This window comes from Sphingobium sp. CR28 (genome assembly GCF_052327305.1).
Taxonomy (GTDB): domain Bacteria; phylum Pseudomonadota; class Alphaproteobacteria; order Sphingomonadales; family Sphingomonadaceae; genus Sphingobium.
Map to the genome: position 1 here is coordinate 1,823,944 of NZ_CP182486.1, position 15,932 is coordinate 1,839,875.

10 protein-coding genes are annotated in these 15,932 nt (G+C 61.8%); 6 read left to right on the plus strand and 4 right to left on the minus strand.

The window, feature by feature from the left end; genetic code table 11:
• The first annotated feature begins 102 nt into the window (after positions 1-102).
• From ACNAOH_RS08780 to ACNAOH_RS08800, 5 genes are all read left to right on the plus strand, one after another.
• Positions 103-822: a hypothetical protein gene (locus tag ACNAOH_RS08780; protein WP_443969812.1), complete on the plus strand. Its 720-nt coding sequence runs from the start codon at positions 103-105 to the stop codon at positions 820-822.
• A complete protein-coding gene (locus ACNAOH_RS08785; RefSeq protein WP_443969813.1) occupies positions 822-1,220 on the plus strand; it encodes a hypothetical protein in 399 nt (132 codons plus the stop codon). Before ACNAOH_RS08780 ends, ACNAOH_RS08785 begins: the two co-directional genes overlap by 1 nt.
• A gap of 211 nt (positions 1,221-1,431) precedes the next feature.
• The gene (locus ACNAOH_RS08790) at positions 1,432-3,690 is read left to right on the plus strand and encodes a glycosyltransferase (protein ID WP_443969814.1); all 2,259 of its coding nucleotides are present in this window, start codon (positions 1,432-1,434) and stop codon (positions 3,688-3,690) included.
• Between the two features lie 78 nt (positions 3,691-3,768).
• Positions 3,769-5,049 (plus strand): glycoside hydrolase family 130 protein, encoded by a 1,281-nt coding sequence (locus tag ACNAOH_RS08795; protein ID WP_443969815.1) that lies wholly within the window; start codon positions 3,769-3,771, stop codon positions 5,047-5,049.
• Positions 5,050-5,185: 136 nt separating this feature from the next.
• On the plus strand, positions 5,186-6,373 hold the full coding sequence (locus tag ACNAOH_RS08800) for an alpha/beta hydrolase (protein ID WP_443969816.1): 1,188 nt from the start codon (positions 5,186-5,188) through the stop codon (positions 6,371-6,373).
• A 145-nt stretch (positions 6,374-6,518) separates the two neighbouring features.
• Here ACNAOH_RS08800 and ACNAOH_RS08805 read toward each other — a convergent pair whose 3' ends face one another.
• Positions 6,519-9,491 (minus strand): TonB-dependent receptor plug domain-containing protein, encoded by a 2,973-nt coding sequence (locus tag ACNAOH_RS08805; protein ID WP_443969817.1) that lies wholly within the window; start codon positions 9,489-9,491, stop codon positions 6,519-6,521.
• A gap of 348 nt (positions 9,492-9,839) precedes the next feature.
• On the opposite strand from ACNAOH_RS08805, the gene ACNAOH_RS08810 reads away from it, so the two are divergent.
• Positions 9,840-10,874 (plus strand): glycosyltransferase, encoded by a 1,035-nt coding sequence (locus ACNAOH_RS08810; RefSeq protein ID WP_443969818.1) that lies wholly within the window; start codon positions 9,840-9,842, stop codon positions 10,872-10,874.
• Positions 10,875-10,904: 30 nt separating this feature from the next.
• Here the strand turns inward: ACNAOH_RS08810 and glgX are convergent, their stop codons facing one another.
• The 3 genes from glgX to glgA are packed head-to-tail and all read right to left on the minus strand — an operon-like array spanning position 10,905 to position 15,816.
• Positions 10,905-12,728, minus strand: coding sequence for a glycogen debranching protein GlgX (gene glgX, locus ACNAOH_RS08815; RefSeq protein ID WP_443969819.1), 1,824 nt, complete (start codon positions 12,726-12,728; stop codon positions 10,905-10,907).
• Entirely contained in the window at positions 12,725-14,359 is a 1,635-nt protein-coding gene (locus tag ACNAOH_RS08820; RefSeq protein WP_443969820.1) for an alpha-D-glucose phosphate-specific phosphoglucomutase, read from the minus strand. Before ACNAOH_RS08820 ends, glgX begins: the two co-directional genes overlap by 4 nt.
• A complete protein-coding gene (gene glgA / locus ACNAOH_RS08825) occupies positions 14,356-15,816 on the minus strand; it encodes a glycogen synthase GlgA (protein ID WP_443969821.1) in 1,461 nt (486 codons plus the stop codon). Before glgA ends, ACNAOH_RS08820 begins: the two co-directional genes overlap by 4 nt.
• Positions 15,817-15,932 lie beyond the last annotated feature (116 nt).

Here is a 15,932-nt window from a genome sequence, read left to right on the forward strand (position 1 = left end):
CCGTTTATCGCCCTGACAACAGAGACGTGCAGTCCCTCCATTTCGTTCCCGCGTCCGCCACGGGCCTCACGCGGCAGTAATATCCGCGCTTTCCAGGATCCAATGACGCTGGAGCAGGTTTTTCCAGGTCTGCAAGGTAAGCCGTCTGGCGCCATTATCGCTCTCGCCGACAGCTTCCTGGACATAACCGGGCCTTCGCGTGCGTTGACTTCGGAGCTAACGAGCGACTGGACCGGTCGGCTTATCGACGAGATTACCGCGCTCAACCCTGCCTATCGATTCGGCAGCTTCGGGATTCCCGAGACGCCACAAGGGCAGATCAATCAGGTGAACGAACTTCGCTTCGTTCGCGCCATAACATCGGCGCGGATAAAGGGAGAGATACGACCCTTACAGGTCGAAACATTGCGCTTTATACAGGAGAGTACTGACGCTGCTTATGAGCAAGGCGTCAAGCTCCTACGCCAAGGCAAGCTGAACATACGTCTTTCAGACGCTGAGGCTCTCGGCAATTTTCTAGATCGCGAGGTTCGGATGGAATTGCGGAGGCGTTACAACCGATATGGCATCGATTCCGCAGGCAAAGGACCAGTGCGGGTGAACAGACGCGAGAACAATAGTTCGGAACTCACTTTCCGCCGGCCTGATGCCCGTGTCGGCAATATCGCCTATGATGTGACATTGTCTCAAAAAACGCTGAGAACGCACCAGATCCGAGGCTTCTTTGCAGCCGACTTCAGGCCAAGTCATGTTATCATAATTCGACCAACACAACTTGGATCGAACAGTACCTATATCATCAGCCGGCCGGAGACGAAGTGATGACTCATTCGTTCATCAGCAACGATTATAACCGCGAGCCCTATATTCCGGCATCATTGAGCGAGATTTACGATCTCCTTGGATCGATGATTCTCTGGGCGCCTACATTTGATAAAAATGGCACTTGTCCTGAGCGGAATGTGGAAAGCGAGTTCCGTATTTTGACCGAAGGCTTCGGTAAAGTCCGCAAGAAGCTGGGCGAGGAACGCTACGCCGTGCTTACTGATCTCGCAGCGCGAGCCAGGGCGCTTTTCGCCGAAAATCCGCAAGACAACAACGGCAAAACCGACGAGGGGCGGCGGCTGCTTTATGAGATCGAGGACGTCATCCAGTCAGCGCGCTCGCGACGCGTTGCGGCGAAGTTGAAAGACGAGGATGGCGAAGTGAGCGGCGACTGATCGCGCTTTAATCGCTGGCAGTGGTATTCGTTTCGCATCTGCAACAGGAGGCGCTCTCGCGGGAGTCTGAAAGTCGCGGTCTAAGACCTGTCGATAAGCCGCCTATTTCCTTGGAAACATCCGCATAACGGGTTGGAACTTTCCAGCCTGAATGGATGTTAATGAATATTGCTGTCGCCCGCATTGTGCGGCGCCGTAAGAAAGGAAAGCGATGTTCCATCGGCCCATCGAAGCGTCTCTTTCTCACATTGCCGTATTGGGTAATGCGCTTCCTCGCCGATGTGGCCTCGCAACTTATACCAGCCATAGCGTCGCCGCGCTCCGCGGAGAATATCCCCGTCTCACTGTCGATCATTATGCGATGGATGATGGGCATGAGGTCAGTTACGGCCCGGATGTCGCCATGACCATCGCGGCTGATGATGTGTCCGCTTATGTGCGGGCCGCAGCGGCCATTTCCCGGTCCGGCGCGCAACTCTTGTGGATTCATCATGAGTTCGGAATCTTCGGCGGGCCGGCCGGAGAGCATCTTCTCGCTCTTTTGCGACACCTCGATATTCCGGTGGTCATTACTCTCCACACCGTGCTGCCCGATCCGTCGCCGGATCAACGCCGGGTGATGAACGCGCTTGTCGCCAAGGCGGACCAACTTGTCGTCATGGCGCAGGAGGCTGCGCGGTTGCTGCGCACGGTGTACGAGGCCGACCCGGCTCGGATAGAAGTCATCCCTCACGGTGCGCCGGACCGTCCGCTCGTCGAAACGCTGCTGCTTAAGCAGCGCCTCGGCCTTGGAGCCGGGCCGATTGTAATGACATTCGGCCTGCTTTCGCCCGGAAAAGGGATTGAGCACGCTATTTGCGCTCTGCCTGGCGTTGTCGCCCGTCATCCGGATCTGACTTATCTCATCGTGGGGGCCACTCATCCCGCTCTCGTGCGTGAGCAGGGCGAAGCCTATCGTGAGAGCCTGATCGACCTCGCCCGCCGCCTCGGGGTCGAGGGTCATGTGACCTTCGTCGATCGGTTTCTGGAAGATGACGCGCTGCTGGACTTCCTGCAGGCCAGCGACATCTATCTCACCCCTTATCTTGCCCGGGAGCAGGTGACGTCGGGCACCTTGTCTTATGCTCTCGCGCTCGGGCGCCCTGTCGTGTCGACGCCCTATGTCCATGCAGAAGAAGCGCTTGCAGGTGGCGTTGGCACGCTTGTGCCTTTTGCGGATTCAGCGGCGATTACGGCAGCGCTGCTGGAACTGCTCGATGATTCTGCGCGTCTAGCGGCGCAGGCGCTCAAGGTATGGCGCGCGTCGCGATCGACTATTTGGCAACAAAATGCGAGGGCGGTGATGGACGTCTTTTCCGATGCAATATCCGGGCGTCCCGTCTCATTGCCGGATCGCCGCACCTGCGATCCTGCCCGCGTCCAACTGAGCGGTATCGCCGCTATGACCGACGCGGTCGGCATCATCCAGCACAGCATCCATGGTGTGCCAGACCGGCGTCATGGCTACTGCATCGACGATAACGCCCGCGCTCTCAAGCTCGTCTGTGCGACAAGGGCGGGAGATCCCGCCGAACGCGCTCGGCTGGCAATCATTTATGCTGCGTTCGTTGAGCATGGCTGGAATGGGGATGCGCAGCGTTTCCGCAATTTCATGGGCTACGACCGTCGATGGTTGGAGGAAAGCGGCTCGGAAGATTCGAACGGGCGCACGCTCTGGGCATTGGGTGAAGTCATGCGCACCGCGCCGCGCGACGCCATTCGGCGTTGGGCGACTGGCCTGTTCAACATGGCAGTGCCACTTGCCTCCACATTGTCATCGCCACGGGCCATTGCCTTTGCCATGCTAGGACTTGTGGGGGCGCTCAAGGCTGAGCCCAATCATCCCTTTGCTGGCGAGCTGTTGCGCAGCGGTCTCGATCGTCTGCAGCAGCGTCTCGCTCACGCCCGGCAAGCGGACCTGCCCTGGTTCGAGAGCGTGCTGTCCTATGACAATGCCCGCTTGCCGCAGGCAATGATCGAAGCGGGGCATCTTCTCGGTGACGCGGAAGCCGTCAGTTCGGGTATCGAGACATTACGCTGGCTGCTGAGGCGGCAAACCGGCCCAAATGGATTCTTCAGGCCCGTCGCGACGGAGAGTTTTGGCAAGCCATTGGATGCGACTGCGATCTTTGACCAGCAGCCCCTCGAAGCGACCGCAACAATCGAAGCCTGCGTCACCGCCTATCGCGCCCATCCGGATCAGATATGGATCGACGCTGCCAATGTCGCTTTCAATTGGTTCGAAGGGCAGAATGATCTGGGACTGCCGCTTATCAGCGAGGATGAAGGCTACTGCTATGATGGCCTGACATCGCAGGGCGTGAACCTGAATCTGGGCGCAGAGTCGGTGCTCGCGTTGCAAATGGCTCGGCAGTCCATGGCAGAATTGGCCGGAAAGTCCGAAGTCGTTCCGCAGCTTCTGGTTGTGTAGCAGAACGAGTGGCTTGACTTGAACCCGCCCGCCTTTGCACAAGCAGCGCCTCCTGATGAAGCGACTGACGAGAGAGCGTTGCCTATATTCCGCCGACTCGATCAACGCCTGACGGCGGACCCGGCGCGGGTCGTGGTCCGGCCCTTTCATTTGTCATGGCAGGCGCTTGGCACGGCATCAAGCCGTGGTGCGCGGCTCGTCAGCGATATTCTCGGCATGGACGAGGCGGCCGTGCAAAAGGCGCTCGCGGAAGTGTTCCGCGATTTCGACCGGCGGCACTGGCAGATTACGCGGGTGTTCGAGACTCGTTTCGAGCAGGTGGCGAACGACCTATCGCTCAATCCCGAGGATTACTCGGCGGCACAGCGTCAGCTGATCGGCGCATATTTCTGCCATGAATATAGCTATCAGGCAGCGGCACTGATGAACCCGTCGATTGTACCGCATCCCGATCAGTCGGGCCTCGCTCCCGGCACAGTGCGGTTCATCATGTCGCTGCGCGCCGTGGGTGAAGGCCACATCAGTTCCGTCGCGTTTCGCGAAGGGCTGGTCAGCTCGGACGGCATGTTCTCGCTTGCGCCCCCTCCTCCGGTGGCGACGGCGGCGGTCGCCCGATCGCAGACGCCCGATACCGACGGCACCATCGTCGTCGAGCGCGATCTCGACAGCACCTTGTCCGGTACGGTCATTTTTCCCGTTACGCCCGCGCAGGCCAACGGTCTTGAGGATCTGCGGCTCACACCCTTCGATCATGACGATGGCTCGCGGGAATGGATCGGCACCTACACGGCCTATAGTGGCCGCGCGATCCGATCGGAGCTTCTGCGAACCCGCGACTTCCGCAGCTTCTCCCTCACGCCGATGGATGGTGCCGCCGCCGTCAACAAGGGTATGGCGCTTTTCCCGCGCCGTATCGACGGCAGCTTCCGCATGATCGGCCGTCAGGACGGTAAGAATCTTTTCCTCCTGGAGTCCGATCAGCTTACGGACTGGTCAGGTGGAACGCGGCTGCTGGAACCGCGCTATCCGTGGGAATTTATTCAGATTGGTAATTGCGGCGCCCCCATCGAGCTGGATGAAGGCTGGCTGCTGCTCACTCATGGCGTTGGCCCGATGCGCAAATATGCCCTCGGTGCCGCGCTGCTCGATAAGAATAATCCCGGAAAGGTGCTTGCACGTACGCCTGAGCCTCTGCTCGCAGCCGCCGATCATGATCGGGAAGGCTATGTGCCCAACGTGGTCTATACCTGCGGTGCGATGAGATTGGGGCCGACGCTTTTCCTGCCCTATGGCCTTGCCGACAGCTCGGTGGCGTTCGCTTTTGCGGACATTGCCAACATCCTGAATCGTATGGAGTAGGCCGCAGGCTGCGTGGGATTCCATTGCCCGCGTTATTCTCCGAAGCGTTCTTGAAGTCCCCTATTAGTCGGGGTAATTCTTCCCGAAGAGGGGCCGAGAGCCTTCATTTGCCTTGGGGAGATGTCTTTTGAAACGAATGCTTGCCTTATTGCTGGCCACCGCCGTGGGTGTCGGGTCAGCCTCGGCGCAAACCCCCGCTCCTGCAAGTCCTGCCTCTGCCGCCGCTCCGGCAGTCAAGGAAGACTTCAAGCCCTCTTCCCTCAACCAGCCGGGTCAGGAGTATCCGCAGGTCAATTCGCAGGGCTATGTGCGCTTTCGGGTTGTCGCACCTGACGCAAAGAGCGTCCGGGCCAGCCTGGGTCTGGGTGGACGCGGCGGTACGACGCTGACCAAGGGCGCGGATGGCGTCTGGGTGGGCACGTCCGAAGGTCCGCTCGATGAGGGCTTCCATTATTACCATCTCAATGTTGACGGCGGCACCTTCAACGATCCGGGTGCGCTGAACTTCTACGGCGGCGTCCGCTGGGAGAGCGGCATCGAAATCCCGGCGCATGATGCCGACTTCTATGCGCTCAAGAATGTGCCGCACGGCAATGTTCAGCAGATCCTGTTCCCCTCGCCCAGCACCAACACGTCGCGCCGGGCCTTCGTTTACACGCCGCCGGGCTATGACAAGAACCAGAGCACGCGCTACCCGGTGCTTTACCTACAGCATGGTTGGGGTGAGGACGAGACCGCCTGGTCCAATCAGGGCCACGCCAATCTCATCATGGATAATCTGATCGCCGCCGGAAAGACGCGGCCGTTCATCATCGTGATGACCTACGGCATGACCAATGACGCTCGGCCCGGCGCGATCAACAGCTTCGATATCAAGCCGTTCCAGACGGTGCTGATCAACGAGCTTATCCCTTATGTCGATGCGAATTTCCGGACGCTCGCCGACCAGCCCCACCGGGCAATGGCGGGTCTGTCCATGGGCGGCTTCGAGACCAAGGCGATCGCGCCCAAGAATCTCGACAAGTTCTCCCATATCGGCCTGCTCAGCGGCGGCACCTTTTCGATGGAAGACGTCAACAGCACCCCCGGCTTCAAGGACAAGGTAAAGCTGGTCTTCGTGAGCTATGGCAGCAAGGAACTGTCGGGCGGAAACGCGCGTGCTCCGGCGAACGGTGCGCCGCGCCCCGATCCCAAGGCGAACGCGGAAGCACTGAAGGCCGCCGGCCTCAACAGCGTCTTCTACGTCTCGCCTGACACTGCGCACGAGTTTCTCTCGTGGCGGCGCAGCCTCTACCAGATGGCCCCGCTGATGTTCCGGGACTGATCTTCCCTGATTGAATGGCCGGCAGCGATGTGCTGCCGGCTACAAATACAAACGGCGACTCCTGACATGCAGGAGTCGCCGTTTGTATTTCAGCCCAGGGGCAGGGCGTTTGCCGGTGTGGCTCGCCCGGCCCCTATTGCTATTCTTAGAACTTAAAGCGGACACCTGCACGATAAGTCCGGCCCAGCGCGTCATAGAGTGCGGGGTTGGAGAAAATGTGCATGATCGCAGGATCGCGGTCGAACAAGTTGTCGACCTTGAAGTAAGCGGAGATCTGCGGCGTGATGTTATAAGTGCCGCCGATATCCATATAGAAGGCGCCGGGAAGGAAATTGTCCTTCGGGCTGATGGTCTGGTTGATACCCGTAGAGGTCGGGCAGGTGCCCGGCTCACACTCGACGTAATTGTTGCTGATGACGCCGTCGCTGAACCAGCGCTCCTGCAGGAAGATCGAGAACTGATCGTTCGTGTAGGTCTGCGTCGCCATCCACTTCCAGTCCGGGATCGCACCGACATTCTGTCCCGCCTGATCGTTCGGGATCGTGCCCGGCAGACCCGTGTCGGTCACGTACTTTGCCACATGGGTGGCCAGTCCGCGCACGATGAAGGTGCCCGGCAAGCCCAGCGGATTGCGCCACTGGTAGCTCGCCTCGATGTCGAAGCCCTCGGTCTTGATCGAAGCGAAGTTGAACGACTGGACGTTGATGAAGTTCGGCCCGTTCGGATTGCTCAGGTTGAACGAGTTGCAGGTCTGCGGGAGAATGCCCCTATAGCAGTAGTTGACGATATCGCCGGCACCAAGGCTACCGATCACGTCGTCGATATTGATCTTGTACCAGTCGAACGACGCGCTGAATCCGGGGAGCCAGGACGGGTTCGAGAGGGCAATACCGGCAGTCGTGTTGCGCGCCTTTTCCGGAGTCAGGGCGGGGTTGCCGACCGTATACTGCAGCGCCAGCACGTTCCGATTGTTGAACGGATCGAAGAAGTTCGGCAGCGTGGTGGTGACCGGTGCTGCGAACAGCTCCGACAGGTTAGGTGCGCGAATGTCGCGCGAGGTCACGCCGCGGAGGCGGAAGCCGTCCACAGGCAGTTCCCAGGTGCCGCCGATTTTCCAGGTCCAGACAGTGCCGGAAGTGGAGTAGTCGGTGACGCGCGCGGCACCGTTGAGGTTGGCGCGGCCTGCACCATCCGAGTTGAAGAGCGGCAGGTCGACTTCGACATAGCCCTCCTTCACGCTGTAGGCGCCCTGGCCATTGCGATAGTTGCCCGCGTACCAGTTGACGCCATCGGCCAGCAGGACCGGGTCGGACGGATAGTTGGCATTGAACGCGGTATTGGCGCCGCCTGCACCATAAGGATCAGCGGTGACGCGATAATATTCATGCCGCCACTCGCCGCCGAACGCGATCGAGACCGGACCGGCCCAGAGATCGAACGGCTGGCCCGAGAAGTTGAAGCTGGCGACATCCTGCGTCTGGCGCGTGCGCTGATAGGGGCCATTTGCGGGCTGGACATAGCGCAGCGCCGCTTCCGAAGGCGAGCCACCAATGATGTTGAGCGGCTGGCAGCCATTGGCACGGGCGACGGGATCGCGGCAGACAATGCTGCCGTTCAGGCTGATCGCGTCGATCGCCTGATCGAAGCGGCGCGATAGCAGGATGTTGGTCACGTCGATGTCGCTGTAGTTGGTGCCGTGCTGATAATACACGTCATAGGACCAGTCCGTCCCGCCCAGAGGTACGCGTCCCTTGGCGCCGGCGACGAAGCGATACTGGCGCCGGTTGGTGTAAACCTGGGTGTTACCCAGCGACGCGTTGCTGGTGCCGTAGCGGAAGCTGGTGATGCCTGCCGCGTCGCATTGATCACGCACGATCTGCGGCACGAAGGGGTTTTCGCACTGGATCGTCAGGTTGGGGCGGTTCTGGCCGTTGATCGGCTGGTTCTGCGTCTTCACCCGGCCGACATTGACGGTGACATAGACCTCGTTGTTCGGCGCGAAATCATATCCCAGGCGCGAATAGGCATTGAAGCGCTCGATGCTCGACTTGATCGAGCGGCCGGAGTCCACATTGCCCGAAACGTCGCCGCCCTGACAGAAGCCGAAGTCGCAACCGATCACCGAACCCGCAGCGTTGCGCGCCGGTACACCATTCGATCCGTACTGGAACTGGAACGGCCGACCGGACTGATCGAACGCGATGCCCTGAAGCGGGCCCGCAGTGATCAGGCCATATTTCGTGAAGCCGGTCGACTGCGCATAGTCGCGCATCACCAGCTGCGGATTACCGTCATTGAAGATGTTGCGGTCCACCAGTGTGCGCTGGATGAACCAGTCGCGCCCACCGGCCAGGCCGATGCCGTAGGGGCCAGGGCCAACGCCTGCTTCATCGCTATACTCGCCGCTGACGACGAAGTGGACCCTGTCGTCGAAGAAGCTTTTGCCGGCAGCGAGCTGGACCAGGACGCTCTCGTCGTCGCCATAGTCGGTAATGCCGCCCTGAATGTTGCCCTTGAACCCCTCGAAGCGTGTGTCGGTGATGAAGTTCACCACACCGCCAACGGCGTCAGAACCGTAGGAAGCGGACGCGCCGCCATTCACCACGTCGACGCGCTTAACCAGGAGTTGGGGGAAAAGGCTGATGTCGGGAACGCCGGTCACATTGGCCCCGACCACGCGCTGACCATCAAGGAGCGTCAACGTGCGGATCGCGCCTACGCCGCGCAGCGAGAAGGAGCTGAGGCCCTGCTGACCGCTGGAGGTGCTGAAGGTATTGGTTTGCGTGCCGCTCGAGCCCTGCAGCGAGGGAAGCTGCGCGATCGTGGTGAAGATGTTGGGCTGCGCGTTGGCGGCGATCTGGTTCTCGCCGATCACGGTCGTCGGCGTCGGAGCGTTGAAGCCGCTCGAAACGATGCGCGAACCGGTGACCACGATGTCGCTGGTGTCAGCGCTGTCCTGGGGCGTCTGGGGCAGGGCCGGCGCGGCCGTGGCGGCCTCTGGCGTAGCGTCCTGGGCGAGGGCGGGGGAGGTCAGCGCGGAAACGGCGAGCGCGATAGCGCTACCATTCACAAAAAATGATCGGACGCCAGAGCGGCCAGTCGAACCCAAATATGCCATTGCAACCCTTCCTGAGGAAATGACGCGCTTGCGAATTGCGCGTTGTGCTTGGAGCGTTCTTGAAAACGTAACCGACCCGCTAAAAAGGGGTGCGGAACGATCGCACGCTCGTATGCTCTTGATAAACACAAGGAAAGTAGCAGGCTCGCAGTTTTTGGCTCGATTTGTCCGACAAATTAAACGGACTACCGCAACTGTTGCAAGGCAGCATCATATAGGATACGATTCGACGTAAACCAGAAAGAAAGACGGATTTAACAGCATTTTAGCTTGGCTGTGGCACATGTGAGACATGACCAGTCTTGCGATCCTGCATTTTTCGAGTGCTGTGGCGGAAAGCGTCTTGTCGTGATCAGTGTCGGCAAAGGCCTTGTCGCGACTATGATCGCGCGCGATGAAGCGCGATGCATCGTTCGCTGCCTGGAAAGCGTCCGCCCGTGGGTCGACCATATGGTCGTACTGGATACCGGTTCGCGCGACGGGACACCCGATCTGGCCCGGCAGTGCGGCGCGCAGGTCCATCATATGGACTGGCCGGACGATTTTTCGGTCGCGCGCAATCATCTGCTGGACTTAGCCAACGCCGATTGGGCGCTCATGATTGACGCCGACGAATGGATCGCATCGGGCGGGGAGGGGCTGCGCCAATGGTGCAGCGGCCCGCCCTGGCTGGGTGCAGCCTGTATCGAAAGCATGTTCGATCAGCCCGATGGCGCTGCGCCCGGCGCGCCGCTTCCCTCGGGCCGCAACTGGATCGTGCGTCTCCTCCCGCGGGGCGTTCGTTACGAAGGGCGCATCCACGAGCAGCCCATGTCGCGGCTACCCCGGCATCGCCTTAGCCTGCGCATCGGGCATGATGGTTATCTCGAGGCGCAGAGCGAGGGCAAGCGGGGGCGCAATATTGCGCTCCTGATGTGCGATCTGGAGGATAATCCCCACGATCCGTATCTGCTTTACCAGCTCGGCACGGAGGCCGAACGGGGAGGGGATCATACAGAGGCGAGCGGCTGGTATCACCGGGCGTGGGAGCATACGCCTGCGGACGCGAATTGGCGGCACGCGCTGCTGGTGCGCCAGCTCCATTGCATGAGCCGCTCGGGTCAGCTCTCCGCTGCGCTCGCTCTTGCGGAGCGGGAAATCGGAACATGGCAGGACTCGCCGGATTTCTTCTTCGTTCTCGGCAATCTCCTGCTCGATCAGGCGGTGGCGGATCCGCCGCAGGCACTCGGTCAGTGGTTGCCCCTAGCCCGGTCAGCGTGGGAGCGTTGTCTGGAGATTGGCGAGCGGCCGGATCTGGAGGGCAGCGTCTATGGTCGGGGTAGCCACCTCGCCCGGCACAATCTCGATATGATGCGCGCCCAGATGGCCATGCTGGCAGGGTGAAGCGCGCCGCCTCGCGCCTGACTCGTCAGTCTATGTCGTGGTCTTTCCGAAGCGGACAGTGCGTTTCTCCCGGTCGACCCGCAGGGTAAAGGGCGATGCAGGCGGCAGGCTCCGGTAAATGAAGCCGGGAGTCGCCGGGTTCTCCCAGTCCGTCACTGTCATCGGTGCGCCGTCGAGCCGCAACCATTCGCCCGGTTCGGGAAAGGATGCGAGCACATCGCCCGACGCCGCCCGCCGCTCGGCGCAATCCCGCGCGAAGGCGAGCAATCCTTCGTCCAGCGCTTCCCAATCGACCCAGCCTAGCGGATTGTCCTGGCAATAAGCATTATTGTTGCCCTGCTGACTGCGACCGAATTCATCGCCCGCTGTGAGCATGATCGCCCCCGCCGAGGCGAAGAGCGTGGCGAGCAGCGCGCGTCGGTCGGCGTCGCGCCGGGCGAGGACTGCCGGGTCGTTGCTCGGCCCTTCCGCCCCGCCGTTCCATGAGAAGTTCTCGCCATGGCCGTCACGGTTTTCCTCGCCATTGGCCCAGTTGTGCCGCGTTTCATAAGCTGTCGTGTCGGCCAGCGTGAAGCCGTCATGCGCGGCGAGGAAATTGACGCTCCGGGTGTGGGGGCCAAAAATGTCGGATGAACCGGCAAGCCGTGTGGCTAAGGCGCCCACGCCTTCGTCCCCCCGCCAGAAGCGCCGCACATCGTCGCGGTAGCGGTCGTTCCACTCCAGCCAGTTGGGCGGGAAATTGCCGAGCTGGTAGCCGCCCGGTCCCACATCCCATGGTTCGGCGATCATGATACGGTCAGCGAGCAAAGGGTCTGCGGCAACTTCGGAAAAGACGGGCGCATCCCGTTCGAAGCCCGGCGCGCGTGCCAGCACCGGGGCGAGATCGAAGCGGAAGCCGTCAATGCCCGCGCCGCGCACGAAGTGCCGCAGCGTGTCGAGCATCATCCGCCGCACGACGGGCTGAGCGAAATCCAGCGTGTTTCCGGTGCCGGTGTCGTTGATGAGCCGACCCTCGGTATCGCGTGCGTAGTAAGTGGCGTTGTCGAGACCGCGCATCCCGATGATCGGGCCGAAGACATCGCTCTCGCCGCTATGGTTGAACACGAGGTCAAGGATGACGCCGATGCCAGCCTCGTGCAGCGCACTCACTGTCTCGCGCAGTTCGGCCATGCCGCCTGGGCACAGGCGCGGGTCGAGCGCCATTGGTGCGATGGGATTATAGCCCCAATAATTGCTGAGGCCGAGTGGAGGCAGGTGGCGCTCGTCGATCCAGGCCACGATCGGCATCAGCTCAACGGCCGAGACATGCAGGCGCTGCAGGTGCGCGATGACATCCGGGTGCGCGAGTGCCGCCACCGTGCCGCGTACCGCCTCGGGCACTGTGGGGTGCAGCATGGTGAAGCCGCGTACATGCAGCTCATAGACAAGGCCGCCCGGTGTGAAGCGCGGGGCTTCTCGCGGCAGGTCGGGCAGGGGGGCTTCCAGCACCGCACGCGGCACGAGGTCTGCAGTGTCTTCGCCACCTATGCTCAGGCGAGGATCGTAAACGAACGGCTTGTCGAGCGCGGTGGCATAGGGGTCGACCAGGAGCTTGGTGGGGTCGAACCAGTGACCATTTTCCGGAGCCCATTCCCCATCCGCGCGGTAGCCATAAAGCGCGCCGGTCGTCACACCGGGCACTTCCCCTTCCCATGTGTCGCCGGTCCTGACCATGGGCACGCGCGTCTCGCCACCTTCCACGAAGAGGCAGAGCGTCATCGCGGCGGCATTGTGAGAAAAGACGCGAAAGTGCGCGCCTGTGTCCGTCAGTGTCGCGCCAAGGGCAGAGGCGTGCGGCAGTGCGTCCGCTCTCACGTCACGACGTCGGGCGCAGTGCGTCCCGTATGTTTCCCGATGCCGGCGATCGCCTCCGCCGCAGTGATCAGGTCCGCCAGCATGTCCGGTGTCTGCGCATCCAGATTACCGTCCGCCGGTTCGTAGCGCTCGATATAGACGCGCAGCGTTGCGCCTTCCGTGCCAGTGCCGGAGAGGCGGAAGACGATGCGCGACCCGCCCTCGAACAGCACGCGCAGACCCTGATTGGCGCTCACCGATCCATCGACCGGATCATCATAGGAGAAGCTGTCTGCCGCCGCGACCGTCAGCGGGCCGAAGCGCCCACCGGGCAGCGCTGGCAGCGCGGCGGTCAGGTCGGCGATCAGGGCGTTGGCCTTGTCCGTCTCCACGCCTTCATAGTCGTGGCGCGCATAATAATTGCGCCCGAACTTCGCCCAATGGTCGCGCGCCAGTGCATCGATGCTTTGCTGGCGTACCGCGAGGATGTTGAGCCACAGCAGCACTGCCCACAGGCCATCCTTCTCGCGCACATGGTCGCTGCCAGTGCCTGCGCTCTCTTCGCCGCAAATGGTCGCCATGCCGGCGTCGAGCAGATTGCCGAAGAACTTCCAGCCGGTAGGCGTCTCGAAGCAGGGCAGGCCCATTGCTTCCGCCACGCGGTCTGCCGCGGCGCTGGTCGGCATGGAGCGGGCAATGCCTTTCAGGCCCGCAGCATAGCCTTTGGCCAGATGCGCGTTGGCCGCAAGCATTGCCAGCGAGTCCGATGGCGTGATGAAACGGCCCTTGCCGATGATGAGGTTGCGGTCGCCGTCACCATCAGATGCCGCGCCGATGTCCGGCGCGTCCGCGCTCATCATCAGGTCGTAGAGTGCCTTGGCATGAACGAGATTGGGATCGGGGTGATGGTGGCCGAAGTCCTCCAGCGGCGTGCCGTTGCGGACGGTGCCGGCAGCGAAGCCGAGACGCTTCTCGAGGATTTCGTGTGCATAAGGTCCGGTGATCGCGCTCATCGCGTCGAACGCCATGGTGAGGCCACCGGAAACCGCTGCCCGGATCGCGTCGAAGTCGAACAGCGTTTCCATGAGCGCCGCATAGTCGGCGACCGAGTCGACGACTTTCACTGTCATGCCACCAACTAGCGTTTCGCCGATCGCGTCTAGATCGACATCGGGTGTATCGACGGTCAGCCAGCGATCAATGGTCTGCGTGCGGGCATAGATCGCGTCGGTGACCTTCTCGGGCGCGGGGCCGCCATTGGCGACATTATATTTGATGCCAAAGTCCTCGTCCGGCCCGCCCGGATTGTGGCTGGCGGAAAGCACGAGGCCGCCTGACGCCTTGTTAAGGCGAATGAGATGGCTTGCCGCCGGAGTCGAGAGCAGGCCGCCCTGTCCCACCAGCGCGGTGCCATAGCCATTGGCCGCTGCGATGCGGATCGCAGCCTGAATGACGGTGCGGTTGTGATAGCGTCCATCGCCGCCGATCACGAGCGTCGCGCCCTCCTTGCCGTCCACGACATCGAAGACGGACTGGATGAAGTTCTCCGCATAGTTGGGCTGCGCGAAGACTTTCACCTTCTTGCGCAGGCCGGATGTGCCGGGCTTCTGGCCCTCGAAAGGCGCCGAGGGGACCATGCGAATGTCAGTCATGTGGATGCGTGTTTCCCGGAGAGATTTAAATAAAGATCGGCATAAGCGCGCCCGCTCGCGGCCCAGCTGAAATCGGCGGCCATGCCCCGTTTCTGGATGCGCTGCCATGTCGCTTCGTCGTGATAAAGCCGGATGGCGCGGCTGATCGCTTCAGACAGACCGGCATAGCTGACCGGAGCGAACTGCAGCCCGGTAGCGGCGTCCGCGGCGAGCGCGGCGGCATTGGCGTCGATCACTGTATCCGCGAGGCCGCCCGTGCGCGCCACCAGCGGCACGCAGCCATAGGCAAGGCCATAGAGCTGCGTGAGGCCGCAGGGCTCGAATCGGGAGGGCACGAGGATGATGTCACCGCCGCCCTGCATCAGGTGCGAGAGCGGCTCGTCATAGCCCGTGCGGATCGCCATCCGGCCGGGGTGGCGCCCGGCAGCGGCGTGCAGCGCGCCTTCGATCGCCGCGTCGCCCGAACCCAGCAGCGCAAGCCGGCCACCCAGCCCGACGAGATGGTCGATCGCCTCGACCAGCACGTCCATGCCCTTCTGCCAGGTGAGCCGCGAGACGACGATGAACAGCGGGCCTTCGTCGCTATCCAGCCCGAAAGCCGCTTCGACCGCACGCTTATTGGCGAGTCTCTTCGCAAGCGTCTTGGGTGTGTAGGTCGCAGCCAGCGCGGGGTCGTGCGCAGGGTTCCACACAGCGGGATCGATGCCGTTGACGATGCCATGCACCCGGTCGGCGCGGCCACGCACCAGCCCCTCTAGGCCCATGCCGAACTCACTGGAGCGGATCTCCTCCGCATAACGCGGACTGACAGTCGTGATTGCGTCGGCAAGCGCCATTCCGGCTTTCAGATAACCCACGCCGCCATGATATTCGACGCCCTCTATCGAGAAGGCCTGATGCGCCAAGCCAAGTCTTGGGAAGATATCGGCGCCAAACATGCCCTGAAAGGCCATGTTGTGGACTGTCATCACGCTGGCGGGTCTGCGGGGCGTCTCGCCATAGGTCAGATAGGCCGGCGCCAGTCCCGCCTGCCAATCATGAGCATGGAGAATGTCATAGCCGCCCTTGCCGACGATGCCCGAGGCAAGGTCGGCTGCAGCTTTCGACAGCGCCGCGAAGCGCAGCCAGTTATCGCTCCAGTCGTGTCCGTTGACATCGCTATACGGCCCGCCACTGCGCTGAAAGAGCGTCGGCGCGTCGAGCACGGCGATGGGCAGCCCGTCATGTTTAGCAGTGACGATGCGGGCGGGCACGCCAAGCAGATCGTTATAGGCATGCAGCGTTCGTGCGCGGCCGATCGTCTTCATGACGGCCGGGTAACCCGGCACCATGCGGGTCATGTCCACGCCATGGGGTGCGAGCGCGGCAGGGAGAGCGCCGGCGACATCTGCAAGACCGCCGGTCTTTACCAGCGGCCAGCATTCCGAAGCGACTGAGAGAACGGAGAGACGACTCACCTGGACAGTTCAACCTTGCTGCGGCCTCCTGGCGAGGAGGCTGGCCTTAAAAACATGGGCGCTGCCCGACGAAAATCCGGGCAACATTGCAGACCCTGCCGTCTATTGCGTCAAAT